The 26,040-nt window shown below is 68.1% G+C and carries 31 protein-coding genes; 12 read left to right on the top strand and 19 right to left on the bottom strand.

Annotated features, from left to right (window positions below):
* Positions 1 to 152: 152 nt before the first annotated feature.
* Positions 153 to 605: a secondary thiamine-phosphate synthase enzyme YjbQ gene (locus KQ304_RS12015; RefSeq protein WP_259737299.1), complete on the top strand. Its 453-nt coding sequence runs from the start codon at positions 153 to 155 to the stop codon at positions 603 to 605.
* Between the two features lie 27 nt (positions 606 to 632).
* On the opposite strand, the gene KQ304_RS12010 is transcribed toward KQ304_RS12015, so the two are convergent.
* Complete coding sequence (locus tag KQ304_RS12010; RefSeq protein ID WP_259737298.1) at positions 633 to 2,264, bottom strand: bifunctional aminoglycoside phosphotransferase/ATP-binding protein; 1,632 nt, start codon at positions 2,262 to 2,264, stop codon at positions 633 to 635.
* Between the two features lie 73 nt (positions 2,265 to 2,337).
* Between KQ304_RS12010 and KQ304_RS12005 the strand changes: the two genes are divergently transcribed.
* Positions 2,338 to 3,417: an extracellular solute-binding protein gene (locus KQ304_RS12005; protein ID WP_259737297.1), complete on the top strand. Its 1,080-nt coding sequence runs from the start codon at positions 2,338 to 2,340 to the stop codon at positions 3,415 to 3,417.
* A complete protein-coding gene (locus KQ304_RS12000; RefSeq protein ID WP_259737296.1) occupies positions 3,414 to 4,958 on the top strand; it encodes an iron ABC transporter permease in 1,545 nt (514 codons plus the stop codon). The genes KQ304_RS12005 and KQ304_RS12000 overlap by 4 nt, the downstream gene beginning before the upstream one ends.
* On the opposite strand, the gene KQ304_RS11995 is transcribed toward KQ304_RS12000, so the two are convergent.
* From KQ304_RS11995 to KQ304_RS11965, 7 genes are all read right to left on the bottom strand, one after another.
* A complete protein-coding gene (locus KQ304_RS11995) occupies positions 4,920 to 5,843 on the bottom strand; it encodes an esterase-like activity of phytase family protein (protein WP_259737295.1) in 924 nt (307 codons plus the stop codon). The genes KQ304_RS12000 and KQ304_RS11995 overlap by 39 nt on opposite strands.
* A gap of 53 nt (positions 5,844 to 5,896) precedes the next feature.
* Positions 5,897 to 6,493: a Crp/Fnr family transcriptional regulator gene (locus KQ304_RS11990; RefSeq protein ID WP_259737294.1), complete on the bottom strand. Its 597-nt coding sequence runs from the start codon at positions 6,491 to 6,493 to the stop codon at positions 5,897 to 5,899.
* A gap of 320 nt (positions 6,494 to 6,813) precedes the next feature.
* The gene (locus KQ304_RS11985; protein ID WP_259737397.1) at positions 6,814 to 7,293 is read right to left on the bottom strand and encodes a Fur family transcriptional regulator; all 480 of its coding nucleotides are present in this window, start codon (positions 7,291 to 7,293) and stop codon (positions 6,814 to 6,816) included.
* Positions 7,294 to 7,366: 73 nt separating this feature from the next.
* Positions 7,367 to 8,407: a lysylphosphatidylglycerol synthase domain-containing protein gene (locus tag KQ304_RS11980; protein ID WP_259737293.1), complete on the bottom strand. Its 1,041-nt coding sequence runs from the start codon at positions 8,405 to 8,407 to the stop codon at positions 7,367 to 7,369.
* Entirely contained in the window at positions 8,407 to 9,681 is a 1,275-nt protein-coding gene (gene larC, locus KQ304_RS11975; RefSeq protein WP_259737292.1) for a nickel pincer cofactor biosynthesis protein LarC, read from the bottom strand. The genes KQ304_RS11980 and larC overlap by 1 nt, the downstream gene beginning before the upstream one ends.
* Before the next feature lie 5 nt (positions 9,682 to 9,686).
* Complete coding sequence (locus KQ304_RS11970) at positions 9,687 to 10,352, bottom strand: hypothetical protein (protein ID WP_259737291.1); 666 nt, start codon at positions 10,350 to 10,352, stop codon at positions 9,687 to 9,689.
* A 1-nt stretch (position 10,353) separates the two neighbouring features.
* The gene (locus tag KQ304_RS11965) at positions 10,354 to 11,091 is read right to left on the bottom strand and encodes a hypothetical protein (RefSeq protein WP_259737396.1); all 738 of its coding nucleotides are present in this window, start codon (positions 11,089 to 11,091) and stop codon (positions 10,354 to 10,356) included.
* A gap of 154 nt (positions 11,092 to 11,245) precedes the next feature.
* On the opposite strand from KQ304_RS11965, the gene KQ304_RS11960 reads away from it, so the two are divergent.
* Entirely contained in the window at positions 11,246 to 11,998 is a 753-nt protein-coding gene (locus KQ304_RS11960) for a lipopolysaccharide assembly protein LapB (RefSeq protein WP_259737290.1), read from the top strand.
* On the opposite strand, the gene KQ304_RS11955 is transcribed toward KQ304_RS11960, so the two are convergent.
* Complete coding sequence (locus KQ304_RS11955; protein ID WP_259737289.1) at positions 11,970 to 12,248, bottom strand: hypothetical protein; 279 nt, start codon at positions 12,246 to 12,248, stop codon at positions 11,970 to 11,972. The genes KQ304_RS11960 and KQ304_RS11955 overlap by 29 nt on opposite strands.
* Before the next feature lie 70 nt (positions 12,249 to 12,318).
* On the opposite strand from KQ304_RS11955, the gene xth reads away from it, so the two are divergent.
* Entirely contained in the window at positions 12,319 to 13,173 is an 855-nt protein-coding gene (gene xth, locus KQ304_RS11950) for an exodeoxyribonuclease III (RefSeq protein WP_259737288.1), read from the top strand.
* A 28-nt stretch (positions 13,174 to 13,201) separates the two neighbouring features.
* A complete protein-coding gene (locus KQ304_RS11945) occupies positions 13,202 to 13,480 on the top strand; it encodes a hypothetical protein (protein ID WP_259737287.1) in 279 nt (92 codons plus the stop codon).
* Positions 13,481 to 13,494: 14 nt separating this feature from the next.
* Here KQ304_RS11945 and rfbC read toward each other — a convergent pair whose 3' ends face one another.
* The 4 genes from rfbC to rfbD are packed head-to-tail and all read right to left on the bottom strand — an operon-like array spanning position 13,495 to position 16,474.
* A complete protein-coding gene (rfbC, locus tag KQ304_RS11940) occupies positions 13,495 to 14,058 on the bottom strand; it encodes a dTDP-4-dehydrorhamnose 3,5-epimerase (RefSeq protein WP_259737286.1) in 564 nt (187 codons plus the stop codon).
* A gap of 39 nt (positions 14,059 to 14,097) precedes the next feature.
* Entirely contained in the window at positions 14,098 to 15,171 is a 1,074-nt protein-coding gene (gene rfbB / locus KQ304_RS11935; RefSeq protein WP_259737285.1) for a dTDP-glucose 4,6-dehydratase, read from the bottom strand.
* Complete coding sequence (locus KQ304_RS11930; protein WP_259737284.1) at positions 15,168 to 15,548, bottom strand: clan AA aspartic protease; 381 nt, start codon at positions 15,546 to 15,548, stop codon at positions 15,168 to 15,170. The genes rfbB and KQ304_RS11930 overlap by 4 nt, the downstream gene beginning before the upstream one ends.
* Entirely contained in the window at positions 15,539 to 16,474 is a 936-nt protein-coding gene (gene rfbD / locus KQ304_RS11925) for a dTDP-4-dehydrorhamnose reductase (RefSeq protein ID WP_259737283.1), read from the bottom strand. The genes KQ304_RS11930 and rfbD overlap by 10 nt, the downstream gene beginning before the upstream one ends.
* A 63-nt stretch (positions 16,475 to 16,537) precedes the next feature.
* Here rfbD and KQ304_RS11920 point away from each other — a divergent pair, with 63 nt between their 5' ends.
* The 3 genes from KQ304_RS11920 to KQ304_RS11910 all read left to right on the top strand — a co-directional run bounded on the left by KQ304_RS11920 (position 16,538) and on the right by KQ304_RS11910 (position 17,155).
* The gene (locus KQ304_RS11920) at positions 16,538 to 16,780 is read left to right on the top strand and encodes a type II toxin-antitoxin system Phd/YefM family antitoxin (protein ID WP_259737282.1); all 243 of its coding nucleotides are present in this window, start codon (positions 16,538 to 16,540) and stop codon (positions 16,778 to 16,780) included.
* A complete protein-coding gene (locus KQ304_RS11915; protein WP_259737281.1) occupies positions 16,777 to 16,905 on the top strand; it encodes a hypothetical protein in 129 nt (42 codons plus the stop codon). Before KQ304_RS11920 ends, KQ304_RS11915 begins: the two co-directional genes overlap by 4 nt.
* A gap of 109 nt (positions 16,906 to 17,014) precedes the next feature.
* Positions 17,015 to 17,155 carry a hypothetical protein gene (locus KQ304_RS11910; protein ID WP_259737280.1) on the top strand — a complete coding sequence of 47 codons (141 nt, stop codon included), beginning with the start codon at positions 17,015 to 17,017 and terminating at the stop codon, positions 17,153 to 17,155.
* A gap of 17 nt (positions 17,156 to 17,172) precedes the next feature.
* On the opposite strand, the gene rfbA is transcribed toward KQ304_RS11910, so the two are convergent.
* Positions 17,173 to 18,081, bottom strand: a complete 909-nt coding sequence (gene rfbA, locus KQ304_RS11905) for a glucose-1-phosphate thymidylyltransferase RfbA (protein WP_259737279.1) — start codon at positions 18,079 to 18,081, stop codon at positions 17,173 to 17,175.
* A gap of 113 nt (positions 18,082 to 18,194) precedes the next feature.
* On the opposite strand from rfbA, the gene KQ304_RS11900 reads away from it, so the two are divergent.
* Entirely contained in the window at positions 18,195 to 19,079 is an 885-nt protein-coding gene (locus tag KQ304_RS11900) for an N-acetylmuramoyl-L-alanine amidase (RefSeq protein WP_259737278.1), read from the top strand.
* Between the two features lie 233 nt (positions 19,080 to 19,312).
* On the opposite strand, the gene KQ304_RS11895 is transcribed toward KQ304_RS11900, so the two are convergent.
* From KQ304_RS11895 to KQ304_RS11875, 5 genes are all read right to left on the bottom strand, one after another.
* Complete coding sequence (locus KQ304_RS11895) at positions 19,313 to 20,323, bottom strand: GDP-L-fucose synthase (protein ID WP_259737277.1); 1,011 nt, start codon at positions 20,321 to 20,323, stop codon at positions 19,313 to 19,315.
* On the bottom strand, positions 20,320 to 20,739 hold the full coding sequence (locus tag KQ304_RS11890; protein WP_259737276.1) for a type II toxin-antitoxin system VapC family toxin: 420 nt from the start codon (positions 20,737 to 20,739) through the stop codon (positions 20,320 to 20,322). The genes KQ304_RS11895 and KQ304_RS11890 overlap by 4 nt, the downstream gene beginning before the upstream one ends.
* Positions 20,736 to 21,047, bottom strand: a complete 312-nt coding sequence (locus tag KQ304_RS11885) for a type II toxin-antitoxin system Phd/YefM family antitoxin (RefSeq protein WP_259737275.1) — start codon at positions 21,045 to 21,047, stop codon at positions 20,736 to 20,738. The genes KQ304_RS11890 and KQ304_RS11885 overlap by 4 nt, the downstream gene beginning before the upstream one ends.
* Before the next feature lie 83 nt (positions 21,048 to 21,130).
* A complete protein-coding gene (gene gmd, locus KQ304_RS11880) occupies positions 21,131 to 22,291 on the bottom strand; it encodes a GDP-mannose 4,6-dehydratase (RefSeq protein ID WP_259737274.1) in 1,161 nt (386 codons plus the stop codon).
* Between the two features lie 419 nt (positions 22,292 to 22,710).
* The gene (locus KQ304_RS11875) at positions 22,711 to 23,625 is read right to left on the bottom strand and encodes a DUF1800 domain-containing protein (RefSeq protein WP_259737273.1); all 915 of its coding nucleotides are present in this window, start codon (positions 23,623 to 23,625) and stop codon (positions 22,711 to 22,713) included.
* A gap of 297 nt (positions 23,626 to 23,922) precedes the next feature.
* On the opposite strand from KQ304_RS11875, the gene KQ304_RS11870 reads away from it, so the two are divergent.
* Together KQ304_RS11870 and KQ304_RS11865 are read left to right on the top strand one after the other, a co-directional pair.
* On the top strand, positions 23,923 to 25,509 hold the full coding sequence (locus KQ304_RS11870) for an APC family permease (RefSeq protein ID WP_259737272.1): 1,587 nt from the start codon (positions 23,923 to 23,925) through the stop codon (positions 25,507 to 25,509).
* Between the two features lie 222 nt (positions 25,510 to 25,731).
* A complete protein-coding gene (locus KQ304_RS11865; protein ID WP_259737271.1) occupies positions 25,732 to 26,019 on the top strand; it encodes a transposase family protein in 288 nt (95 codons plus the stop codon).
* Positions 26,020 to 26,040: the final 21 nt, after the last annotated feature.

The raw sequence follows: 26,040 nt of genomic DNA, 5'->3' as shown, positions 1-26,040 counted from the left end.
TTGACGGGCCTACTGAAGGGCTGGCGCCGGGCCCGGCTCTGCAACAAGACGCGACTCAAGGGAGACTCACAGGCCACTCCCCGATCAGGTCTTGAGCCACCTCTGGGCCACCTCTGGGCCACCTCTGATCCATCCTTGATCCTTCGATCCCGATGCTGCGTCAGCACCTCGACCGGCTTGAGCTCAGCACCAGCGGCGAAGGCTTCCACGACCTGACCAAAGAGCTCAGGGCCTGCCTGACGGCCAGCGGTCTGCAGCAGGGGGTGCTGCACCTGAGCGTGTTGCATTCGAGCTGCAGCCTCACCGTCAATGAGAACGCCGATCCGCGGGTGCTGCAGGATCTGGCGGCCTATCTGCAGGCCCTGGTGCCCGAGGAAGGGGTGCGTCCCATCAGCGGTGACGGGCCCCTGCGCGCCTGGGTCCACGACGACGAGGGATCCGATGACATGCCGGCCCACATCCGCACGGCTCTCACCGCCACCAGCCTCAGCTTCTCGTTCGATCGGGGCCGGTTGCTGCTGGGCACCTGGCAGGCCATCTACCTGTGGGAGCACCGCCGCCGCCCCCACCAGCGCCAGCTCTGCGCCCACTGGATCGGCAGCTGAAGCGGGCCCCGGGGGCTGAAGCGGGAATCAGGGTTGACCCTGCAGCGACCGGCCCCAGCTCTGCCACAGCTCCATCAGCACCGCCGAGTCGTCGAGGCCTGGGTGGGAGTGCACCAGCAGATGGCCCTGCCGCTCGCTGGCGCTGAGGGGCTCGGCCGTGCGCTGCTGATCCAGCAGCACCGCCAGATCGGCGTCGCTGGGGTCGTCATCGAGGCGCTCGCGCCGCTGCAGCCGCTGCTGCAGCAGGGCCTGATCGGCCTTCAGTTCCAGCAGCAGCGGCACCGCCCCGTGGCTGAGGGCCAGCTGGCGGGCGCGCTCACGGCTGGCGGCCCTGAGGTGGGTGGCATCGAGCAGCACCCACTGGCCCCGGGCCAGGCTGGCGGCGGCGGCGGCGAGCAGGGCCTCCTCCGTGCGCTGATGGGCCTCGGGGCCGTAGAGGCTCTGGCGCTGGTCGGCTGAGGGGCGCTGCAGGGGGCTCAGTCCGTAGAGGCCTTTGCGGATCAGGTCGCTGCGCTGGTGATCGGCCTGCAGCCAGGGGGCCAGGCGGCTGGCCAGGTGGCTTTTGCCGCTGCCGGAGACGCCATGGAGCAGCACCAGCGCCGGCGGCTGCAGCCCACTGCTGGCGCAGGCCAGGGCCAGGCTGAGGTAGCGCCGCGCCATCGCCTCGGCGGCCTGGCGCTGGGGACCGGGGACCTCCTCCTCGCCGCTGGTGGCGGCCTCCACCTTGGCCCGCACATGGGCGCGGTAGGCGCAGAAGAGCTGCAGCACAGCCGGCTCGATCTCCGCTCCGTAGCCGGCCAGCAGGGCGCCGCTGCGGTTGCCGTGACCCGCCGCCTGCAGGTCCATCAGCAGGAAGGCCAGGTCGGAGGCGCGATCCACCTGGCGCAGATCGGCGTTGAACTCCACCCCATCCACCACCGCCAGCTCCGGCTCCAGCAGCACGTGCTCCAGGCGCAGATCGCCGTGGCCATCCACCGCCTGACCCGCCGCCAGCCGCTGGCGCAGCAGCCTGCGGCTGTGGCGCAGGGCCAGGGCCAGGGCACTCACCAGCAGCCCGTGCACCACGGCAGGGAACAGCTGCGGCACCGAGCGGCGGGTGGCGCGCACGTTGTTGCGCAGCACCGCCGCGAAGCGCTGGTCGGCGCCTTCGGCCAGCTCCGCTTCCAGGGGGTGGTGATCGTGGAAGCGGGCGAGGCGCTGGCCCAGGGCCTGCAGCTCACCGTCGCTGACGTGGCCGGCCGCCAGGCGCGCCGCGAGGGTGTCGGCTTCGGCGAAGCGGCGCATCACCACCACGTGCTCAGCCCCCTCCAGCTCCTCGCCGAGGGCACCGATGGCCAGCTCGCCGCCGGCGAGCTGCAGCACGGGCGCCACACCGAGATAGAGATCAGGGGCCAGACGGCGGTTGAGGCGCACCTCCTCGCGGCACCAGTGCAGCCGCAGGCCGGGGTTGCCGTAATCGAGCAGACCCCAGAAGCAGAGAGGCTTCTTGAGCTTGAAGGCACGCCCTTCAGTGAGGAAGACCACGCTGATGTGGGTGTGGATCAGCTGCACCCGCCGCCGCTCAGTGGGCAGACCTGCCCAGGCCTCCTCGGGGTAGGCCCCGGGGCGGGAGAGGGCGCTGATCAACGCAGCCAGCTGATTGGGGGTAGCAGATGTCACACCAACTGGAAGCAATTGAACGCAGGGGCCCCTGCCTGGCTCCGTACGTTGCCTGCTCGTCATCCCTTCAACCATGACCCAGCTCCGCCCCATCCGCTACCGCTCCCGGGCTTTGGCCCTTGGCGGAGCCCTGTGGCTGGCTCTGCTCACGGGCTGCGGCAACGCTGAAAAGGCCGACAACGACGGCGCCGAGGGCAGTGGTTCCGGCTCAGGCCAGGAGGTCAATGTCTATTCCGGCCGCCACTACAACACCGACAAGGAGCTCTACAAGCAGTTCACGGCCAAGACCGGCATCAAGGTGAATCTGCTGGAGGGCAAAGACGATGAATTGATCGTGCGCCTCAAGAGCGAAGGCCAGAACAGCCCCGCCGATGTGCTGGTGCTGGTGGACGCCGCCCGCATCCAGCGGGCCCGCCAGGAGGAGCTGTTCCAGCCGATCAACTCCGAGGCCCTCAACCGCGACGTGCCCGCCAATCTGCGCGACCCGGACGGCAGCTGGTTCGCCCTCACCCGCCGGGCCCGCCCGATCATGGTGAATTCGGCGCTGGTGGATCCCACCAGCCTGGGAAGCTATGCCGATCTGACCAATCCTGATCTCAAGGACAAGCTCTGCCTGCGCAACCGCGCCAGCGTCTACAACCAGTCGCTGGTGGCCGACATCCTGGAGCAGAAGGGCACCGCCGCCACCACCACCTGGCTGCAGGGTCTGGTGGCGAATGTGAAGACCCCCTTCTTCACCAGCGACACGCCGATGCTGCGGGCGCTCGGCCGCGGTGAGTGCGGCGTGACGGTGGCGAATCAGTACTACCTGGCCCGCATGCTCTCGGATCAGTCCAAGCCCGAGGACCGGGCCCTGGCTGAGAAGGTGACCGTGGTTTTTCCCAAACCCACCCACGTGAACATCACCGCCGCCGGTGTCACCCGCCATGCCAGGAATCCGGAAGCGGCCACCCAGCTGATTGAATTTCTGGCTTCCCCCAGCTCCGGCAAGGGCTATGCCGCCGCCAACTTCGAATATCCGCTCAAGGGATTCGGCGACAATGCCATTCTCAGTGGCTTCGGAACCTTCGAGGCCTCGCCTGTGAGCGCCGACCAACTGGCCCGCGGCAACCGTGAGGCCAGCGCGCTGATGGTGGAAACGGGCTGGAAGTGACCCTGCTGGCCTCCACACCGCTGAATCGCGTCAGCAGCTCTCAGCGGCCTGCCCTCACCGCCGTGGTGGTGGTGATCGGCGTGCTGGCGCTGCTGCCGCTGGCGGCCCTGCTGCGCGATGCCGTCCTCCAGCCGGCGGCGGAGGGCGGCCTGGGGCTGGGTTTTGATGGCGCCGATCAGATCCGCGGCACCCTGCTGCTGGTGCTGGGGGAAGGGGTGTGCGGGGCGGTGGTCGGCACCACCATTGGCTGGCTCACGGCCGCCTGCCGCTTCCCCGGCCGCCGCTGGCTGCGCATCGCCCAGCTGCTGCCCCTGGCGTTTCCGGCCTATCTGCTGGCCGCCAGCTTGATCGACTGGGGCAGCAGCCACGGCCTGCGGATCCATGGGCTGGGCTGGGCGGTGCTGCTGCTCAGCCTGGCGAACTACACCTATGTGTTCCTGCTGAGCACCGAGAGCTTCTCGATCACCGGCGGCCAGCTGCTGGAGGCCAGCCGCAGCCTGGGGGTGGGCCCCTGGCAGGCGTTCCGGCGGGTGGCGCTGCCGATCGCCCTGCCGGCCATCGGCGCCGGCGTGGCCCTGAGCGCCATGGAGGTGGTGAACGAGCTGGGGGCGGTGCGGCTGCTGGGGGTGCCCAGCCTCTCGGCGGGCATCCTCGATCGCTGGCAGGTGGAGGGGGATCCCCGCGGGGCGGCGCTGTTGTCGCTGATGGCCCTGGCGATCGTGCTGGTGCTGGTGGCGGCCGAGCGCTCCCTGCGCCGGCGCAGCCGCCGCTGGACTCTGGGTCATGCCAATGCCGAGGCCCAGGCCTACGTGCTCAGCGGCTGGCGGGCCCTGCTGGCCCAGGTGATCTCGGCGCTGCCGCCGCTGCTGGCCCTGGCGATTCCGCTGGTGTGGGTGGCCGAGGGCTGGCGCAACCTGCTGGATGAACCGCTGATGGAGCAGCTGGTGCTGGCGGGCCGCAGCCTCGGCCTGGCGCTGGTGGCCACCCTGCTGACGGCGCTGGCGGCGCTGCTGCTGTCGATCATTCGCCGCTGGAGCCCACGGCTGGCGGTGCGCCAGCTCAGTTTCGTGGCGGGAATGGGCTATGCGGTGCCCGGCAGCGTGATGGCCCTGGGGCTGATGCTGCTGGGGGGTCCCTTGGCCCTCAGCCCCTTGCTGCTGCTGATCTGGGGCTACGGGGTGCGCTTCATGGCCGTGTCCAAGCAGGGGCTCGACGCCGGCCTGGAGCGGATTCCCCCCAGCATCGATGAATCGGCCACCTCCCTGGGCTGCAGCTGGACCCAGGTGCTGCGGCGGGTGCATCTGCCGCTGCTGCGCGGCCCGGTGCTGGTGGGGGCGCTGATGGTGTTCGTGGATGTGGTCAAGGAACTGCCGCTCACCCTCTCGCTGCGCCCCTTCGATTTCGACACCCTGGCGGTGCGGGTGTTCCAGTACGCCAGCGATGAGCGGGTGGGGGCGGCGATGGCGCCGGCGCTGGTGATCATGGCCCTGGGCCTGGTGGCCTCACTGGCTCTGATCCCCACCCTCGAAAGCCGCGACTGAGCCCTCGCGGCAGCCGGCCTGCCGGCGCGGAGCCAGGCGGGCCAGGCGGTTGGCCTGCAGCGGATTGAAGTTGTCGTCGCTCACCAGCAGCAGGGTGGGGCGGCCATCGGCCAGGGGCGCCCCCAGGGCCAGGCCCTCCCAGTTGTCGGGGGGCAGACCGATGGCCAGCAGATCCCAGCGGGCCAGGGGCTGCTGCACGGTTCCGGCCGGTCCCGGCGCAGGCAGCTGCAGCAGCTGGGCCCACCAGCTGGCGGGCGGCTCGAAGCCCCGCACCAGGCCCAGCAGGCCGCCGCCGGGGGGAGCGAGCAGCTCGGTGAGTCCCCAGAGGGGGCCGGGCAGGGGCAGGCGCAGGGAGCCCACGGGGCGGAAGCCGCCGGGGCCGTGCTCCAGCAGGCGCAGCAGATCGCGGCGGTCCTGGAGCAAGGGGCGCTCCGCCGCCAGCAGCAGGCTGAGGGGTGAACCCGGCAGGCGGGTGAGGGACTCGGGCCCGAAGTTGGCGGCCAGGCCCTGGCCGGGGGCGGCCCGCCAGGGCTGCGGCAGCGGCAGGGCCTGGCGCAGCCGGCCGCTGCGGCGATCGAAGCGCAGCAGCTGAGCGGGGCGCTGGGGGCTGCGCCGCTCCTCGCTCACGATCCAGAGGTCGTCGCCATCGAGCACCAGGCCCTCGCCATCGAGGGGGGCCGCCAGGGGATCGCCGTTGGCGTCGCGCAGGGGCAGGGGCTCCCCCAGGCGCAGGGGCCGCTGGCCCAGCCCGGAGAGATCCCAGATGGGCACCAGCTCGGGCTCTGCGCGGTCGCTGAGCAGCCAGAGGCTGCCATCACCTGGATCGACGGCGGCGGCGGAGAAGCCGCCCAGGCTGCGGCCATCGGCGGCCCTGAAGGGCAGCACGCCTTGAGCCACCAGCTCCCAGCCGGCGGCGGGCGGGCAGGGGAGCAGCGGGATCAGGCGGCGGCCAGGGGAGCCGACTCCACCAGAGAGGGGGCCAGACGCAGGGTCGATTCGCCGGCGGGGGCCTCCAGCAGCTGGGCCTGGCGGATGCGTGAGATCAGCCGGGTGGTGGTGACGCGGGTGGTGCCGATCAGTTCACCGATGCGCTCGTGGGTGAGGCGGAAGGGCAGGTTGCACCAGGGGCCGCAGCGGCGGCCGAGGCGGCGCACCAGCAGACCGAAGAGGGCATGGAGCCGCTGCTCGGCCGAGCCGAGGTGACGAATGCGCAGCAGCTGCAGGGTCCATTCGTTGACGGGATCGAAGCCACCGTCGCTGGCGACCTCGGTTTCGGAGCGGAAGCAGAGGGGGGTGAGGGCTTCGACGCAGACACCTTCGCTGCAGAGGCGGTCGGTGCGCAGCTGGTCGCCGGGCTGAAGGAAGGCCAGGGTCATGCCTTCGGTTTCCTCGCAGGGGCAGTAGACGCGGGCGATGCCTTCGAGCACCTCGATGGAACTGCCGCCGGGGCGCAGGGCTGGATCGAGCAGCACGGTCTGGCCGGCCGGCATCCGCACGCAGGAGAGGGGCTGATCGGGCAGAAAACGGAAGCTCACGGAACCGTCACTATTGCGAATGACTCGCAATCTAAACAGCAGGGGCGCCCTTTTGCAATCGATTCTCAATAACAATGTTTGTTGCAAGGAAAACCCAGGCGCCGGTGGTGAATGGGGCCGCCAGATGTGCCTTTGGGCTCCCGCCCCGGTGCCCAAGAGGCCAGGCAGGGGCCGCGGGCCGATTCAGCCTTGGGCCCGTTGCCGCACTGTTGCGATGCTCAGAGTCCATGGCGATCGCGCCTCCCTGCTCGCTGCCCTCACCGCCCACTGGGCCGACCAGCAACTGGGGCTGGCGCAGCCCACGGGAATGGAGGCCCGCTTCAGGAGGGTTCGGCGGACGCGCAGCGAGGACAGAGGGCCCGCACGTTGAGCACGCACTCGATCAGGCGGAAGCCGTGGCTGCCGGCGGCCTGACGGCCCTCATCGAGCACCACGCTGCTCTCGAATTCCTCGGTGCGGCCGCAGCCCACACAGACCAGATGGTGGTGATCGCGGTGGCCATCGCTGGCCAGCTCGAAGCGGCGGCCCCCCTCCGGCAGCTCCAGTTCCCGCAGCAGCTCCATGGAGCTGAGCAGGCGCAGGCTGCGGTACACCGTGGCCAGAGACACCCGCTCCTCCGCCCGCAGCAGGCGCTGGTGCACCTCCTCGGCGCTGAGGTGGCTGCCCTCACCGATGCGCTCGAACAGGGAGAGCACCTTCTGGCGCTGGGGCGTGAGCCGCTGGCCCCGGCCGTGCAGGCTGGAGCGCAGCTCGGTGGCCGGTGCCGTGAGCGCTGGTGTGGCTGGCGATCGGGATGGCAGCGGATCACCCCCTACAACAGCGGCAAATCTAACCCGCTCTTCTCAACTGATGCCGTAATTGCGAAGCGTCAGCTCAGGCCTGGGCAGGGGGAGCGCTGCGGCGCGGCCGATCGATGGCCGTATCCAGCCGGGCCGTGAGCGCCGCCAGCAGATCAGCGGCGGTGGCCACCAGCCGGTAGCTCAGCGCCACCGCCAGCAGCGGCGCTTCCGCCAGCTGGCCGCCCAGCTGCAGCAGCAGCACCGCTTCGAACACGCCCAGTCCACCGGGGGCGCCGGGCACCACCAGCCCCGCCGTCCAGGCCAGGGCAAAGCCCAGCAGCCAGGCGGTCCAGGGCAGCGAGAGCTGCTGATCAAAGGCCAGCACGCAGGCGGCAAACCCCCCGAAGCGCAGCAGCACGAACAGGGCCAGCACCAGCAACGGCAGCAGCGGATAGCCGGGCAGCTGCAGCTGGAGAGCGGGCACCGCTGGATCCTGGGGCGGCAGGGCCAGTTGACGCTCGCGCCTGCGCTCGAGGCGCTGCAGCAGCGGCTGGAACCAGCGCGGCACCAGCAGCAGCAGGGGCAGCAGCCCCAGCAGCGGCCAGCCCTCCCGCCAGCCCGCCGCCGCCGCGATCGCCAGGGCGGCGCTGGCGGCAAGAAGGGGATCCAGCAGCGTGGCCGCCAGGGCCAGGGGTGTGGCCAGCGACGGCGTGGGCCCAGACAGCAGGCGGTCGGTCTGGCCCAGCAGCCGCACCCGCTCCGCCAGGTGCCAGATGCCACCGGGGAGATACTTGAGCAGGTTGGTGGCCAGGTAGGCGCGCACGCTCAGGCCCCAGCGGGGCTGCAGGCGGAACCAGCGCAGGCCCACGGCCCAGCCGAAGCCGTTGACCACCAGGCTGAGCAGGCTCAGCCCCACGCCGATCACCAGCCAGAGCCAGCCCTGGGGGTCGAGGCGCTGGGCCAGCAGTTGCTCGGTATTGCCCCTGAGGGCCGCCAGCAGAAAGCCCAGGCTCAGCAGCGTCACCCAGAAGCGGGCCCCACCGGGAAGGCGCAGCCAGGGCGGCAGCCGCGGCAAGCGCTTGAGGCGCTGCAGAGGCGCCACCAGCGACGAGAACAGCTGCTGGGGGGCTGGCATCAGCTGAGTTCCGGCGAAGCGGGCCCATTGTCGTTGGCGATGGCGCCGGCGCCGGCCATGGCCTCGGCCACCACCTGACGCACCTGGGCGAGGCTGAGGCCATGGCGGCGGGCCAGCGCAGCGAGGTCGTCGTGTTCGGCCTTGTGGCGGGGTGGGCTGCCCGCGGTGCCGGCCAGCTTCACCCGCACCTCCCCCAGGGCTGTGGTCAGGTGGTGGCTGCGGCGGGGCAGGGCCCAGCGCTGCTGCAGCTGCTCGCGCAGGCCGAGGCTGCTGCTGTGGCGCCACCAGATCTCACGCAGGGCGGCGGCCTGATCGGGCCAGGCCAGCACGGTGAGCAGCAGCCCCTGGCGACCCTTCTTCATGGCGATGGCGGTGCTGAACACCTCCAGGGCACCAGCGGCGCGCAGTTCCTCGATCAGGAAGGCCAGGTCTTCGGGGCTGGCGTCATCGATCTGGGCCTGCTGCTGCAGCACCGTTTCCAGCTGGGGCGAACCCGGGGGTGGGGGTGACGAGAGGGCCTCAGGGCCGGGGCCGCCGCCGGCAACCTCTGCTCCGAGCCAGAGGCGCAGCAGGTTGGGGCGGTCCAGCACCCGGTGGCCGAGACCGATGCCCACCTGCTGGGGCACCAGGGTTGGCGCGGCAGCGAAGCGCTCCGCCCAGCAGGCCATCAGGGCCAGGCCCGTGGGGGTGGTGAGTTCACCGGCGGGAAACCCCTCGGCGCTGGCCAGGGGAATGGAGCGGCGGCGGGCCAGCTCCAGCACCGCCGGCGCCGGCAGGGGCAAGCGGCCGTGGGCGGTGGAAACGCTGCCGTGGCCGGCGGGGGGAGGGGCGCAGATCAGGCGCTCCACCTGAACGTGCAGCAGACCGGCGCAGACGCCCACCACATCGACGAGGGCATCGAGGGCACCCACCTCATGGAAGTGCACCTGCTCCGCAGGCTGGCCGTGCACGGCCCCCTCAGCCTCAGCCAACAGGCCAAACACCGCCAGCACCCGCTGGCGCAGGGGCGGCTCCAGGGCGCTGTCGCCGATCAGCTGGCGCAGGCTGCCCCAGGAGCGGTGGGGGGGATCGGCCTCAAGGGTTTCGACCGTGAGGCGCCGCCCGCGCAGGCCGCCACTGCGGGCCTCGGCGTGCTGCAGGCGGTAGCGGCCCTCCAGGCCCAGCTGGGCCAGGGGCCGATGGATCACGGCCTCAGGCAGCCCCAGGTCGAGCAGGGCGGCCAGGAGCATGTCGCCGGCCAGGCCCGTGGGGCAATCCAGATAGGCCAGCGGCATCGGGCTCAGGCGGCACTGCGCAGCAGCCTGGGGGCAGCCTGCAGCAGCCGCTCGGCTCGGGCCTCCAGGTCGTCCTGGCGGCGGCGCAGCAGCTGCTCCACCTCGCGGCGGGCGCGGCGCTGCTCCCGCTGGGCGGTGTCGACATCGAAGCCGGAGAGGCCCCAGAGGCGACCGAGCAGGGCGCGGTCGTCGGCGCCACCGCGGGCGTCGTCGTAGAGCAGGCGCTCGGCGAGCATGCCGGCCTGCAGCACCCGGCTCCAGCGGCGCAGGTCTTCGGGGGGGAGCTTGGCGTGCTGGGGCGGCTCGAATTCGGTGCTGCCGCTGGCGCCGATGCCGGCGCGCAGACAGGCCAGGCTGCCCACCAGCACCTGCTTCACCGGCAGGTTCTCCTGCTCGGCCACCAGCGCATGGCCGGCCTCATGGATGGCGACGCGGCGCAGGCGCGCCAACCCACCGGGGAGGGTTTCGGCCAGCAGGTGGCCGCCCCGGCCGCCGTAGCGAAAGGAATCGACGGTGAGCCCGGTGAGCCCGCCGCCGGCGGCCAGGGCCACCAACCAGGGGGAGAGGCCCATGGCCGGGCCGAGCACGGCCAGCAGGGTGCCACCAGCCACCACCGCACCGACCCGCAGGGCGGCGGAGGACCCATCACCGAGCTGGCGGCGGGGCTCCATCTCAGCCCCCCGGCCGGATGACGGCGCTGCGGTGAGAGCTCCTCGGGCCGCTGGAGCCAGCGCTGGGGGCAGCGCTGGAGCCGCCACTGCCGGGCCGCTCAGGCCGTCCTTTGCCGCCGCGGTTGCCGCGCTGGGCCACTGGAGCGATCACATCGAAATGCTCCAGCTCCAGGTGGTGACCGAGGCGGCGCAGGTCGAGGGAAACGAAATGGCGCAGGTGGGCCAGGGGCACCTCACCGCGCAGGGGCAGCTTGAAGGGCTGGGGGCGGCTGCCATCGGGGCGGGCCCGCTGGCGCACCTTCACCACCAGCTCCTTGGCGTCGGGGCGGGTGTAGATGAGCTCGCCACGCACGGAGAAGTAGTCGTCGCCCTCGGGCAGGCCATCGCTGCTGGGTGCCACCTGAGCTTCGGCTTCCGGCTCGGCTTCGAGTTCAGCTTCGGCTTCCGGCTCCGTGAGGGTGCTCGGTTCCCACACCCCCACCATCTGCAGGTGCAGGGCGCCGGGTTCGCGGCAGCGGGGATAGACCACCCAGAGGTGGGAGCGGTCGAGGTCGAGGTGGCGGCGCACCAGGCTGAGCACCCGGCCGAGAACGACGGCGTCGATCTCACTGCCGTCGTCGGTGCGGATCAGGCCGCGGGTGAGCTGCTCGGGATCGGTGGGCACGTACTGGCCTCGCACCACGCCGATGGCCCGGTACTGCAGCGGTTCGGTGACCGGGGAAATGGGGTGTTGACGCATCGTGGTGGGGGCAACCAGAGGCCCGTGGCGCAATCTAGCCAGGGCACCAGGGGCCAGACTGACGCCTTCCGGTGCCGGATCGATGCCACCCCGCCCCTCCAGTGCTGCCGTGGGCGTCGGCTCACGCCCATGGCTGGCGCTGGCCGCCGGGGCGGTGGCGGCGGTTTCGCTCACGGCGGGCTGGTGGCTGGGGCAGCGCAGCCTGGGCAGCCGTGCCGTGGATGCCTCCAGGCTGGAACTGGAGAAGCAGGCCACCCGCCTGCGGGCGGAGGTGAGCCAGGGCCAGGCCAGTGAGGCTCAGCAGCAGCGGCTGCTGCAACTGCTGCTGAACCTGGATGACAAAGCTGAGGCCACGGTGCTGCTGGAGCGCATGGCCGACCAGCAGCCCGGCCGCTGGGGCCTGCGTCTGATGCTGGCGGAGCTGCGCCGCGAGCAGAAGGACCTCAGCGGCGCCGAGCGGGAAGTGCGGCAGCTGCTCAACCTCAAGCCCGACCGGATCGAAGCGCTGCAGCTGATGGCGCTGCTGCAGCTGGAGCAGGGCCGGGGAATGGAGGCCGAAGCGCTGCTGAGCAAGGCCCACCAGCAGGCCAGCCAGAAAAAGGGCAGTACCAAGGCGCTGAGCACGGGGCTGCTGCTGGCTGATCTGCGCCAACGGCGGGGTCAGAGCGCCGCCGCCGATGGCCTCTACAGGCAGCTGACGCTGGATCATCCGGAGGATCCGCGGCCGCTACTGGCCCAGGCGATGCTGCGTCAGCAGCAGGGAAAGACCAACGAGGCCCTGAACCTGCTGGATCGCGCCCGCCGGCTGAAGCCGAATCAGAGCGACAGCCGCCTGGATGACGTGGCGGCCGCCTGGGGCCTGGAGCCGCTGCGGCGGCCTAAGGCCCCTGGGCCTCCAGCGCCCTGATGGCCTGATCGATGGCGTCGTCGGGCTGGGTGGCGTTGTCCATGGCGCTGTTGCGGCGCAGCTTGTTCATCAGCTCCAGCGGATTGCCCGATTCAAGGATTCCGCCGCTGGGGCGGCCGGTGGGGCTGTTGTCGTAGATCTGCTGTTCCTGCACCGACTGGCCGAAGGTGCTGGGCTGGGCGCGGCTGCTCTGGGCCACCAGCGGCAGGGTCAGCAGAGCAAGGGCCGCAAGGGCCAGGGGGCGGGCCATGGCAGGCGTGCGACGGGAGAAGATGGTGCGTTGATGCTAAGGGCCACCAGCGGTGGCTGATTGTTGCGGCATGCAGATCGCCACCTGGAATGTGAACTCCGTGCGCAGCCGCCTGGAGCAGGTGCTGGCCTGGCTGGAGCGACAGAGGCCGGAGGTGCTCTGCCTGCAGGAGACCAAGGTGGAGGACGGATCCTTTCCGCTGGAGCCGTTCACGGCCCTGGGCTACAGCGCGGTGATCAGCGGCCAGAAGGCCTACAACGGAGTGGCCATCCTCAGCCTGCTGCCGCTGGAGGATGTGCGCATCGGCTTTGACGCGGTGCTGAGCGATGGCCCGGCGCTGGCGCTGGCGGAGCAGAAGCGCGTGATCAGTGCCCGGATCGAGGGGGTGCGCGTGCTCAACCTCTACGTGCCCAACGGCTCGGCCCTGCGCTCCGAGAAGTACGCCTACAAATTGGAGTGGCTGGCCTGTCTGCGCCGCTACCTCGACGCCCAGGACGCCGACGCTGATCCCCTCTGCATGGTGGGTGATTTCAACATCGCCCTCGACGACCGCGACATCCACGACCCCGAGCGCCTCAGCGGCGGGATCATGGCCAGCGACGCCGAACGTCAGGCCCTGGGCCAGGCGCTGGAGGGACGCCTCAGCGATGTGTTCCGCCTGTTCGAGCCCGAGCGCGGCCACTGGAGCTGGTGGGACTACCGCAGCGGCGCCTGGGACCGCGACAGCGGCTGGCGCATCGATCACATCTATCTCTCTGAAGAGCTGCAGGAGCGCGCCACCGGCTGCCTGATCCACAAAGCCGTGCGGGGCAACGACAAACCCAGCGACCATGCGCCGGTGGTGGTGCAACTGCAGTGGCCGCCGGACGCCGACGCCGACGACGACGACGCCTACAACGACGACAACGAGGAAGGACTGGAGTAAACCGAAGCCGCAGCTCTGATTGCCAGCCATGGGCCCCAAGCAGCTGAACAAGGATCAGCTCGCAGAAGCGAACCCATCCCCAACACCCGGCCGGCGCGGCGGATTGCTGGGGATGGTGGGCGGCGGCGGACTGGTGGTGGGCCTGACGCTGGCGGTGCTGATCGGGCTGCAACTGGGGGCGATGCCCTGGCGCTTTCGCCGGCAGATGTTCCAGCTGCAGGGGGCGCTGGCCGGCGGGCTGGTGGGTTTTGTGGTGGGCTGGGGTGTGGGGCGCAGCCGCAGGCCAGAGGGTGGCGATCAACCCTGAAGGCTGTGAATCAATCAGCCCAGACGCGGCAGCCGCTCCACGCTCTGCTGGGCCAGGAATGGATTGGCGAGGTCCTTGGCTGAGAGCTGGGGCTGCCCGCCGGCGGGCAGCTGGGGCCAGCTGATGGCCACGGCTGGATCATTCCAGGCGATGCCCTGCTCGGAGGGGGGATGGTAGTAATCGGAGCAGAGATAACAGAAATCAGCTACAGCGGAGAGCACCAGAAAGCCATGGGCGAAACCCGGCGGCACCCAGAGCTGGTGATGGGTCACGTCGTCGAGGATGGCGCCCACCCACTGGCCGAAGCTGGGGGAGCCCCGGCGCACATCCACCGCCACATCGAAGACGGAACCCTGGGAGCAGCGCACCAGTTTCCCCTGGGGTTGCACCAGCTGGTAATGCAGGCCGCGCAGCACACCACAGCGGGAGCGCGACTGGTTGTGTTGCAGCAGCGGCGGAATACCGGCTTCTGAGAGGACGCTCTGGCGGGCGGTTTCCACAAAGAAGCCACGCTCATCGCCGAACACCTTGGGCTGCAGCAGCAACACCTCAGGAATCGACTGGGGAATGACTTGCATCAGAGCTGAATTCAGTGGTGGTGGTGGAGTGGTGAGGGTTCAAGCCAGCCTGGCGGCGTACTGCTGCTCCATGTAGCTGGCGTATTGATCGGAGAGCAGCGGCTGCCACCAGGAGCGATGGGCGAGATACCACTCCACGGTGCGGCGCAGCCCCTGCTCCACCGTGACCTGGGGCTGCCAGCCGAGTTCGTTCTGGATCAGGGAGGCATCGATGGCGTAGCGGCGGTCGTGGCCGGGGCGATCGCTGACGAAGCGGATCAGTTCTTCGCTGGGGCGGATCGGCAGCTCGGGGGCCAGTTCATCCATCAGGGCACAGAGCAGCCGCACCAGATCAAGGTTGGCCACTTCATTGCAACCGCCGATGCAGTAGGTGCGGCCGGGTTCACCGCGGAGCAGCACGGATTCCAGGGCGCGGCAGTGATCTTCCACGTAGAGCCAGTCGCGCACATTGGAGCCATCGCCGTAGACGGGAATGGAGCGCCCCAGCAGGATGTTGATCAAGGTGAGCGGGATCAACTTCTCGGGGAAGTGATAAGGGCCGTAGTTGTTGGAGCAGTTGCTCACCAGCACCGGCAGGCCGTAGGTGTGCTGCCAGGCGCGGGCGAGGTGATCACTGGCGGCCTTGCTGGCGGCGTAGGGGGAGCGGGGGCTGTAGGCGGTGGTTTCGTTGAAGGGCGGATCACTGGGCTCAAGGCTGCCGAACACTTCATCGGTGCTCACGTGCAGGAAGCGCCAGTGCCCGGGGGAATCAGCCGATTGCCAGTGGGCGCGGAAGGCCTCCAGCAGGGTGAAGGTGCCGTTGACATTGGTGGCCAGGAACGCTCCAGGCCCTGTGATCGAGCGATCCACGTGGGATTCGGCCGCCAGGTGAGCCACATGGGTGATGGCGTGCTCAGCCAGCAGCCGATCCAGCAGCGGGCGGTCGTTGATGTTGCCGTGCACGAAGCTGAGGCGGCCGGCGGCGATCAGCGGTTCGATGGTGGCCCGGTTGCCGGCATAGGTGAGGGCATCGAGCACCACGAGGGTGTCGTTGGGGTGGGCGGCCGCCCAGTGATGAACAAGGTTGCCGGCAATAAAACCGGCGCCGCCGGTGATCAGCAGATGGCGGGTCATTTGGCCAGGGAAAGTGGAAGGTTGGGACTTTCGGGGTTCACATCCACCGACTGAAGCTGAGGTCTGAGGATGAGGTCCATGTCCTCCATGGGAATGGCCCCCACCAGCACTTCATCACCGAGCACGAGGGCCCCGGTGAAGCAGCGGCGGTTACGGAAGCGGACCTCCACTGGCCCCACATAGGGAACACTGCGCCGGCGACCATCGGCCAGGAGGACCTCGCGGCGCTCCAATTCCTGGAGTTGCAACTGGATCACCAGATGTTCAGGAATGCAGAGGTGAACGGCACCCGTGTCCACGAGGGCCTGCACCTCGACAGGTTGCAGCTGCTCCTGGGAAGGGTTGGAGAGCTGAAAGGGGGCACGGATCAGGCCCATGAGTGGAGGCAACGGCGTAGATCCTCGCGCCACTGGGGCAGGGGGAGGTCAAAGGCGGCACGGAACCGGCTGGTATCCAGGCGGGAATTGGCGGGGCGCCGCGCTGGGGTGGGGTAGCCGTTGCTGGGGATGGCCGTGAGCTGGGGGGCCTGCGGCAGCAGCGCCAGGGCAACGGCTTCGCTGAAGATCGCCTCGGCAAAACCATGCCAGCTCACGGCGGGCTCGCCGGCGTAGTGGTAGGTGCCCCAGGGGAAGGGCTGGGCTGGATCCAGGGGAGAGCGGTTGGCCACGGCTGCTTCGGCGAGGCTGAGCCAGGTGCTGGCGATGGCTTCGGCGCTGGTGGGACCGCCGATCTGATCGGCCACCACCGAAAGGGCAGGCCGCTCGGCGCCCAGACGCAGCATGGTGCGCACGAAGTTGGCGCCCTCGACCCCGAACACCCAGCTCACGCGCAGCAGCAGGTGTTGGCCTCCGGCGGCCTGGAGCGCCTGCTCACCGGCGAGCTTGCTGCTGCCATAGACGCCCAGGGGGCCGGTGGGATCATCTTCTCGCCAGGGGCGCTCGCCACGGCCTGAGAAGACGTAGTCGGTGGAGAGATGAAAAAGGGGCAAGGAGCGCTCGGCGCAGGCGCGGGCCAGGACACCCACCGCGGTGCCGTTGATGGCCGCCGCCAGCTCCGCTTCGCTCTCGGCCTTGTCGACGGCGGTGTAGGCCGCGGCATTAAGCACCAGGGCCGGCTGGTGCGTGGCGAGCAGCTGCTCAACGGTGAGCCGGAGCGCCTCTGCTGGAGCCGCCAGATCCAGCTCAGGCCTGGAGGCCACCACCAAGGGCCGATCCGGCAGCAACCGGGGAGCCAGGCGCCGCAAGGCAGAGGCCACCTGACCGGAGCGGCCGATCAGGAGGAGGGGGGCGCCTGAAGCAGTCATGGGCGGCGGCGGCGAAGACTGGAAAGATGAACTAGTTTGCAGACCTGTTCAGAGGAGCAGCCCGTGGCCAAAGCGATCGGTGCTTTCGAGGCCAAAGCCCAGCTGTCGCGGCTGCTACGGGCCGTGGAGAAGGGCGAAAGGTTCACCATCACCGTCAGGGGAAAGCCAGTGGCCGATCTGGTACCCACTGGTGGTGGCTCTGCAGCCAGCTGCCTGGCGGCGGCTGAAGCCATGCGTGCCTTTCCAAGAGTGCGGGGAATCAGCGATTGGTCAGTGGCTGCCTTTGTGACTGAAGGTCGTTCATGACCGTGGTGCTGGATGCCTCGGCTGCCTTGGCCTGGATTTTCGAGCGGGACAACCCAATGGAAGCTGAGGAAGCCCAGCGGCTTTTGGATCATTTTGGAAGTGGGCAATGCCTTGGTGGTGGCTGAGCGGCGAGGCGTGATCCAAGAGACCATGAGCACAGCCTTTCTTGAGCGCTTGGGGGCCCTCCCGATCGACACGGACCCAGAACCACTGACCAGCTCTCGCATCCAGTTGTTGACACTGGCCCGGAGCCATCGGCTCAGCGTTTATGACGCCGCCTATCTGGAACTCAGCCTGCGTGTGGGGGGCCGGCTGGCCAGCTTTGATCGTCGACTGCGCGCCGCAACGGATGCGGCCGGCGGCCGCTTGGCCTGAAGCGGTAGAGATCGTCATCAGAACCCCTCCTGCAGCAGGCCTTCGAGGTAGGTGCCGTAGCCGGATTTGCGCAGGGGGGCAGCGAGGGCTTCGAGTTGGGTTGCGCTGATCCAGCCCTGGCGCCAGGCCACCTCTTCGGGGCAGCCGATCTTGAGGCCCTGGCGGTGTTCGAGGGTGCGGATGTAGCTGCCGGCGTCGTGGAGGGAATCGCAGGTGCCGGTGTCGAGCCAGGCCATGCCACGGCCGAGCAGTTCAACGCAGAGGTCGCCGCGATCGAGGTAGAGCTGGTTGAGGGTGGTGATCTCGAGCTCGCCGCGGGCGGAGGGTTTCACCTGCTGGGCCAGGTCGACCACATCGGCGTCATAGAAATAAAGCCCTGTGACGGCGTAATTGGAGGCGGGCTGAAGCGGTTTTTCCTCCAGGGACACCACGCGCCGCTGCTCATCGAAGCTGACGACGCCATAGCGCTGGGGATCGGCGACACGGTAGGCAAACACCGAGGCACCGCTGGCGCGGGAGTTGGCGGCCTGGAGGTTGCGCGAGAGGTCGTCGCCATAGAAGAGGTTGTCGCCGAGGATCAGGGCGGCGGGCTGACCGGCGAGAAAATCGGCACCGATCAGGAAGGCCTGGGCGAGGCCATCGGGGCTGGGCTGCTCGGCGTAGGAGAGGGACACACCCCAGGCCGAACCGTCGCCGAGGAGCGCCTGGAACTGGGGCAGATCACGGGGGGTGGAGATGATCAGGATCTCGGAGACCCCGGCCAGCATCAGGGTGCTGAGCGGGTAGTAGATCATTGGCTTGTCGTAAACGGGCAGCAGTTGCTTGCTCACCGCCTGGGTGATCGGATGAAGGCGAGTGCCCGAACCGCCGGCGAGGATGATCCCCTTGCGATTGGTGCAAAGGGGCGAGGCGGGCTGGGGGGGCATGCACAGGCAGGCACGTACTGGCTCTTGTACCACGAACCCCTGGCCTGTTACGCCCTGCCAAGAACCTCTGTTCTGATCATGCTGGGAGCGGAGTTGATTGATGCGGCTCAAGAATGCCGGCCACGATTTACCTGCACTGGGCTGCCACGCCCTACAGCTGGGTGCGTTCGGGCACGTACCACACGATCATCAGCGGTGATGGCCGCCTGAACCGGCTGCATGCCTACAGCCTCGACCTGCCGGCCCACACCTGGCGGCGCAACACCAACTCGGTGGCGCTGTCGTGCGCCTGCATGGGCGGCCAGCCTGATCCCTGGACGATTCCCCCCACCGAAGCTCAGCTGGAGGCGATGTGTGCGGAGGCGGCGCGGATTGCCACCAGCTGGGGCTGGGGCGCTGATGCCATCACGATCCAGGCGGTGATGACCCATGCGGAGGCGGCGTCCAACCGCGATGGCCGCTGGATGCATGAGAACTACGGCCCGGTGATCTGGGGCGGCAGCGGTGAGCGCTGGGACTTTCTGCAGCTGCGCAAGAACGGCCCGACCAACGGTGGTGATGACCTGCGCCAGCGCATCCGCCGCCACCTGAGTGAACCGAAACCGGCGGTAGCCGAGCGGCTGAGCTTCCGCCGCGCCAGCACGATGGAGGCGCGCGATCAGGAGCTGGCGGTGGAGATCGATGCCAATGGCACGTCGTGGGCGCGGGCGGCTGATCTGCTGGAGCTCTACGAGATTCCCTATGAGTGGGAGGTGAGCCGCCAACGCATCCTGATCGGCAGCCTTGATGTGTCACCCACGTTTCAGGACAACCAGGTGCAGCCCTCGGTGGGCTGGCCGCTGTTCGAGATGGGCCTGCAGCGGGATCAGGCGCCGTTGATTCTGCGGGGCATCCTGCGCGAGAACAGGGCCTGGTGCCGGGTGCTGGAATTCGCCGAGGAATTCGGGATCAGCGTGAGCTTCGAGCCGTTCAAGCTGTGGGAACGGCGAGGTGGCTGAGAATACTTCGTCTACGCCAACCAGCGCCGCCACGGCGACAAACACGACAGCAATTCCGATTTGCTGGTTGACGTTGTAGTGGATCCAGGGAAGCTCGACATGGCTGTAAGAGCTAAAAGCTGTAAGAGCTAAAAAACGTGATCAGGACAACCAGGACACCGGCAACAAAGGAGGCCTCACCGGTGCTTTCTAACCGGCGGTTCGTTCTCTGAGATGAGCGTCCATGAGGTTTTTCATCTGGCTGGGGCCGACGGACGTGCTTGTCTTTCAAGGGGACCATGGGCCGCCTTGAAGGCTTGATATGTGGAGGCCAGACCTTCGCTCAATGAAATCCTGGCCCTCCAGCCATAGGCTGCAAATCGGCACACATCCAGCTGCTTTTTCGGCGTGCCGTCAGGTTGACTCGAATCCCAGAGGATTTCGCCCGTGTAGCCCACCGTTCGGGCCACCCGCTCAGCCAGCTCCCGGATCGTCAGGTCTACCCCGGTGCCCACGTTCAGGTGCTGCACCGGCTCGCTCGGATCGGGGCTGTAGTGCTCCAGCGCATGCACGCAGGCCTCTCCCAGATCATCCGCATGCAGGAATTCCCGCAGCGGCGTGCCGCTGCCCCAGCAGGTCACACTTGGCGCACCGGCTTCCCTGGCCTCATGGAAGCGGCGGATCAGGGCGGCCATCACGTGGCTGTGGGTGGGGTGATAGTTGTCGCCGGGCCCATAGAGATTGGTGGGCATCAGGCTGATCGCATCGAAGCCGTATTGCTTGCGCAGCGCCGCACACAGCTTGATGCCGGTGATCTTGGCGATGGCATACCACTCATTGGTGGGCTCCAGCGGGCCCGTGAGCAGAACCTCCTCCTTGATCGGCTGCGGGCAGTTGCGCGGATAGATGCAGCTGCTGCCCAGGAACAGCAGCCGCCGCGTGCCGCTGCGCCAGGCGCTCTCGATCACGTTGTTCTGGATCTTCAGGTTCTGCAGCAGGAAGTCAGCGGGGTAGGTGTCGTTCGCGTAGATCCCGCCCACCTTCGCGGCCGCCAGCACCACCACCTCGGGCCTGTTCGCCTCGAACCAGGTGCGCACCGCAACGGCATCCTCCAGGTCCAGCTCCTGGCGCGTGGCGGTGAGGATGTGGTCATAGCCCCCCCGCTGCAGGGCACGGCAGATGGCGCTGCCGGCCATGCCCCGGTGGCCCGCCACGAAGATGCGATCGCTGGGGTTGATCAAGGGTGTGGTGGAAGTGTTGCTCATGGCTTGGAAAACCAGTCGAGGAGTTGCAGTCCTTGGAAATCAGCGAAATCGCTGAGGTTGCGGGTCACCATCACCAGATCGTTCGTGGCTGCAATCGCGGCAATCTGCCCGTCGGCGAAGGCAGGTCGCCGGCCTTCAGCCTCCAGCTGCGCGCGTTGCTGCCCATGCCAGAGCGCTGCCCGGCCGTCATACGGCAGCACCTGCAATCCCGACTCCAGCAGGGCATCGAGATACGCGGCCAGCCGCTGTCGTTTCCTCCCCGCCGATAGGCGCTGGACGCCGTAGGCCAGCTCATGGATCACCACACTGGCCGTATGCAACTGATGCCTACCATCCTGGAGCTGTTCCACCACCAACGGGTTGGGGTGCTCCCGCAGGGGCTCCGACAGCACGTTTGTGTCGAGCAGCACTCTCACGACAGGTCGACGGGCCGGCCGGGGGCGCGATCCCGCCACGAGGCAACCTCCTGATCCGCTGACGGATCGGATGGCAACGGCCAATCCTCGTGGCAACCTGCTCGCCCCTCCATGCGCCAGTTGAGGATGGCCTTCCCGGGGGCCTGGCTTGTCTGCAGGTGATGCAGTGTGCTGTAGGCCTGCTCGGAGAGCAGCACCGCTACGGGCTTGCCGTGCCTGGAGATGTGCACCACCTGCCCCGCTTCCGCTGCCTGCACAAGACCTGCCAGTCGCGCCTTCGCGTCGGACAGGGGTACGACCTGAGTCATGGCGCAGCCTCATCGCTTCAGACCATAATAATGGTCAGATTTCTCGGGTGCCATCTGGCCAGGCCAGGCCGAGCTGGAGACCCTCACCCTGTTGAGCGTTGATCCAGCCCTCCCCGCGCCCGCTCCACGGCGTGGGGATTGGTGGGCGGGTTCTCCATCGAGCCCACCACCTTGAAGCCCTTGAGCCGCAGCAGCGCCTCTTTCTTGGCCTCTTCCTTGTCTGCCGCCACCATCTCGGCCACCAGTTCCTCCAGGGTGGTGGTGGGCGTCCAGCCCAGCTTCTCGCGCGCCTTGCTGGGATCTCCCAGCAGCGTTTCCACCTCGGCTGGGCGGAAGTAGCGCGGGTCGATCCGCACCACCACCTCGTTGCTGCCGGCGCGGCGGCCCTGCTCCTGCAGCCCCTCACCGCTCCATTCGATGCCGCCCCAACCCAGCTGAGCTGCCGCCAGCTCAATGAAGCGGCGCACGCTCTCCTGGCGGCCGGTGGCAATCACGAAATCTTCGGGGGGGCCGTCTTGCTGCAGCATCCGCCACTGCATCTCCACATAATCCCTGGCGTGGCCCCAGTCGCGCAGCGAATCCAGGTTGCCCATGAACAGGCAGTCGTCGAGGCCGGCATCAATGCGAGCCAGGCCGCGGGTGATCTTGCGGGTCACGAAGGTTTCACCGCGCCTTGGGCTTTCGTGGTTGAAGAGGATACCGTTACAGGCATACATCCCATAGGCCTCGCGGTAGTTCACCGTGATCCAGTAGGCATAGAGCTTGGCCACCCCATAGGGGCTGCGCGGATAAAATGGCGTGGTTTCTTTCTGGGGGATTTCCTGAACCAGGCCGTAGAGCTCGCTGGTGCTCGCTTGGTAGATGCGTGTTTTTTCCGAGAGCCCCAGAATCCTCACGGCCTCGAGGACGCGCAGCGTGCCCAGCGCATCGCTGTTGGCGGTGTATTCCGGGCTCTCGAAGCTCACTGCCACATGGCTCTGGGCGCCCAGGTTGTAGATCTCATCGGGCTGCACCTGCTGCACGATCCGGATCAGATTGGTGGAATCGGTGAGGTCGCCGTAGTGCAGCACCAGGCGGGGATCACTTTCGTGGGGATCCTGATACAGGTGATCGATCCGCTGTGTGTTCAAGCTGCTGGCCCGCCGCTTGATGCCATGCACCACGTAGCCCTTCTCCAGCAGCAGCTCGGCGAGGTAGGAACCGTCCTGGCCGGAGATGCCCGTGATCAGAGCGGTTTTCGGCATTGTGGCGGCCTGTTGGTAGCGGATTGAACCATTGCAGAGGTTAGGGGTGGCCGCAAGTCCACCCGTAACCTTCCGCGCCGGTTGGCTGGATCATGGACTGACTGATGGAGGCCATCTGGGCCCTGCAAACAGAAGGTGACGCGCCCCGGCAAGGCGATCACCTGAAGGATCGGCCGAGCCCTGAGGCCAAACTGTTCGCAGACCCGCTTGGGAATCACGACCTGGAACCTGGGGGATACGGTTGTGACATCCATCGCAAGGCCGTCATGCCATCTGCAGATCGTTCCTAGTCCGTTTTGCAGCAGCCATCTCCTGGCGGCTGACAGTGCCACGCTCCGGGGGGTGTCGGGGCCGGGATAGAACAGCGAACGACGCCGGTTGTTGATCGTGTTTACCGTTTCGACAGACGTCAAGCAGCCTCAGGATTCAGACGGCTTGATCTCTTCCATCAACACGGCCAAGGCTTCACTCAGCTGGAACCGGTTGAGGGCGGTGTCTGAGAGGAGGAATCGGCACTGAGCAACAAGGCATCGAGCCTGGATTCGAGATCGGCGAGCTGCTCGTTCTCTTTCTCGAGCAGCGCGATCTCTTTCTCGAGCAGCTTCGTTCGCCTCTCGCTCTCGAGCTCTCGCTTCTCGCTCTCGAGCTCTCGCCTCTCGCTCTCGAGCGCCCTGATCTGCGCATCGATCGTTGGATGCCAGTTTAACTTCGCCAACCAGCGCCGCCACGGCGGCAAGGAGGACAGGAATTCCGATTTGCTGATTGACGCTGAAGTGGATCCCGAGGAGATCGACATGGCTGTAGGAGGTAAAGAACGTGATCAGAACGACCAGGCAGCCGCCGACAAGGGAGGCAGAACCGGCGCGATCAAGGAAAGGAAACGGATCGGGCTGAGCCGAGGAAATTGATGCTTCGTTCTCTGCCATGAGCGTAGCGACGGCAAACCAAAATCGATCTACTGATAGTACGTCTGTATCATGAGCGCACACATCCGTGGTTTCACGGATTGGCCACGTGACTGCCAGCAGCGGGCAGCGGGCAGAGGGCAGAGGGCCGATCCGCTGCCGCCAGCACCGACCGAGGATGTGCCGGGCCGTGGCCGGCTGTTCGCACAGCCAAGCCACCAGACGAACACCATCGAAAGCTTCGGTGCGGCCGAGGATGGTTTTGGAGCCTGGATCGTGGCGGCGGTGATCCAGCAGCAGCTGGCCCTGGCGATCGAGGCGATACCCGGCGAGCAGCGCAGCGTTGGGCAGCTGCCGCCAGCTCACCGGAAAGATGCCGCTCCAGAACTGAATCTCGGCAGCCCGTTCAGCCCCAGGAGCGAAGGCCAACCGCTCCAACCAGGCTTCCTGGTGCCGGTGGGCAGCGAATACACGACAACGGGCTCGCGCCTGGGGATCGGAGATGCCACTGCAGGTGGAAGTAAGCCGGCCGAATTGCTTTTGGCGCTTTATAGTTGTCAAGAGTAACAATAATCAATCCGGCTGGTATTCCCCAGCTTGGACGCAATCGATCTGATCGAATCTCAGCCGGGCATTGGATCAGAACGACTCCTGATCGACTGATGAGGCACCAGGCGACCCATCCGCCAGCAGAATGGCCGCAGCCCCGCTGCTCCCAGCCCGTCGATGCGCGACACCGGCCTCTCCCGCCAGCTCGGCCTCCGCTCGATGACCCTGGCGGTGGTGACCAGCACGATCGGATCGGGCTGGCTGTTCGCGCCGTTCTATGCCGCACGCTTCGCCGGACCGGCCGCCCTCGGCGCCTGGCTGCTGGGCGGGCTGCTGGCCTTCGCCCTGGCCCTGGTGTTTGCCGAACTCGGGGCCCTGGTGACCAGTTCCGGCGCCCTGGCCCAGATCCCCCTGCTCAGCCACGGCCGCACCGCCGGCTTCATCGGCGGCTGGTGCGCCTGGGTCTCCTATCTGGCCCTGCCCAGCATCGAGGTGATGGCGGTGATGCAGTATCTGGCCAGCAGTGCCCCCTGGCTCACCGCCGATGGAGGTGCCGGCCAGGTGCTCAGCGGCGCCGGCCTGGCCCTGGCCAGCCTGCTGCTGGTGCTGCTGGCCTGGATCAACCTGGCCGGCGTGGGCTGGCTGGCCCGCTGGATCGACGGCCTCACCAGCTGGAAGCTGGTGGTGCCCCTGGTCGTCTCGATCACCCTGATGCTGATGTCCGGCCACTGGGGCAACCTGGTGCCCCTGGCCCAGCCGGTGGGAACAACCCTGGAGGGCATGGTGCGGGCGATCAGCAGCGGCGGCATTCTGTTTTCACTGCTGGGCTTTCGCACGGCCATGGATCTGGCCGGAGAAGCCCGCCAACCGCAGCGCACCGTGCCGATCGCCATGGCCCTGGGCCTGGGCCTCTCGCTGCTGATCTACCTGCTGCTGCAACTGGCCTTTCTGGTGGCGGTGCCACCCGATCAGCTCACCGACGGTTGGGCCAGGCTCCGCCTCAGCGCCCACGGCGGGCCCCTGGTGGCCCTGGCCCTGGGGTTGGGCCTGGGCTGGGTCGGCCGGCTTCTGCTCCTGGATGCGGTGGTGTCGCCCACAGCCACCGCCATGGCCTACATGGGGGCCGCGTCGCGCGTCGGCTGGATGATGGGCCGCTGCGGGCTGCTGCCCAACGTGCTCGGCCGGATCAATCGCCAGGCGGTGCCGTCGGTGGCTTTGCTGATCAGCCTGGCCCTGGGGATCGGCCTGCTGCTGCTGGGCCCCGGCTGGCAGAGCGTGGTAAGCCTGCTCACCGCCACCCTGGTGATCGCTCTGGCCATGGGACCGGTCAGCCTGGCCGCCCTGCGCCTCCAGCTCCCTGACCGCTTCCGGCCCTACCGCCTGCCCTGGGCCAGGCTCTGGTGTCCGCTGGCCTTCGTGCTGGCCACCTGGGCGATCAGCTGGTGCGGCACCACCTCTCTGCGGGGCGCGGTGCTGATCGTGCTGCTGCCGGCCATCGGCTTCGTGCTGCTGGCTCTGCGGGGCCGGCAGCATGAACACCACAGTGAGGCAGTTCAGACCCACGCACCGCTGAACCTGCGCCAGGGCCTGTGGTGGTTCCTCTATCTGGGTGGTCTGGTGGCGATCACCGCCTGGCCGCTCCAGCTGTCCGCAGAGCTGATCCTGCTGGGGGTCTGGGCTCTGCTGGTGTTCCCGCTGGCGGTGGGTTCGCGCTTGTCGGCGGTGTCCCCCTGGGCGTCGACGTGTCCGCCAGGCTTTGACTGAGGGGGGCCTCTTCCATCAGGCGCGAGCAAGGCATTGGCAAGGCCCGGATGTCGTGCTGACCGGGATCGAGGATGAGAACGCCGCGGTTGCTGAGTTGTTCCAGCAGCTGGGGGTAGTTGGTGAAGTGTGTGGGCCCTGGGCAGGGCCGCCTAAAAGTCCGTCCGCGTAGCTCTTGGCGGTGCTGTCAGCATGGGTTTCGGTCGGTGGGATTGGTTGCCCTCCATGCCCGAATCCCAAAACGCCACAGCGGATCAGAGCGCTCCGAATGATCTGATCAGCTTTCCCAAGGTCATTCCCGATGGACGCTTCCGGCGCGGTGTGCGCTACCCGCAGTGGTTCTTGCTGTTGGTTGCGGTACTGGGGATCCTCAGCGGCTGCCGCAGTTCACGGGATCTGGAGCGCTTTGCCCGCCGACACCGGGAAGCGCTCAACCAGGCGCTGGGGCTGGACTATCAGCGCTGGCCCTCGGATGCCACCTTCCTCTACCTGTACCGCTGCGCGGAAGCCTGACGGCTACAACAAAGCCCATCT

Source organism: Synechococcus sp. CS-1329 (assembly GCF_025128055.1).
In the GTDB taxonomy this organism is placed as follows: domain Bacteria; phylum Cyanobacteriota; class Cyanobacteriia; order PCC-6307; family Cyanobiaceae; genus Regnicoccus_A.
The sequence above is the reverse complement of the archived record's forward strand: the minus strand, read 5'-3'. Positions and strand labels throughout refer to the sequence as shown.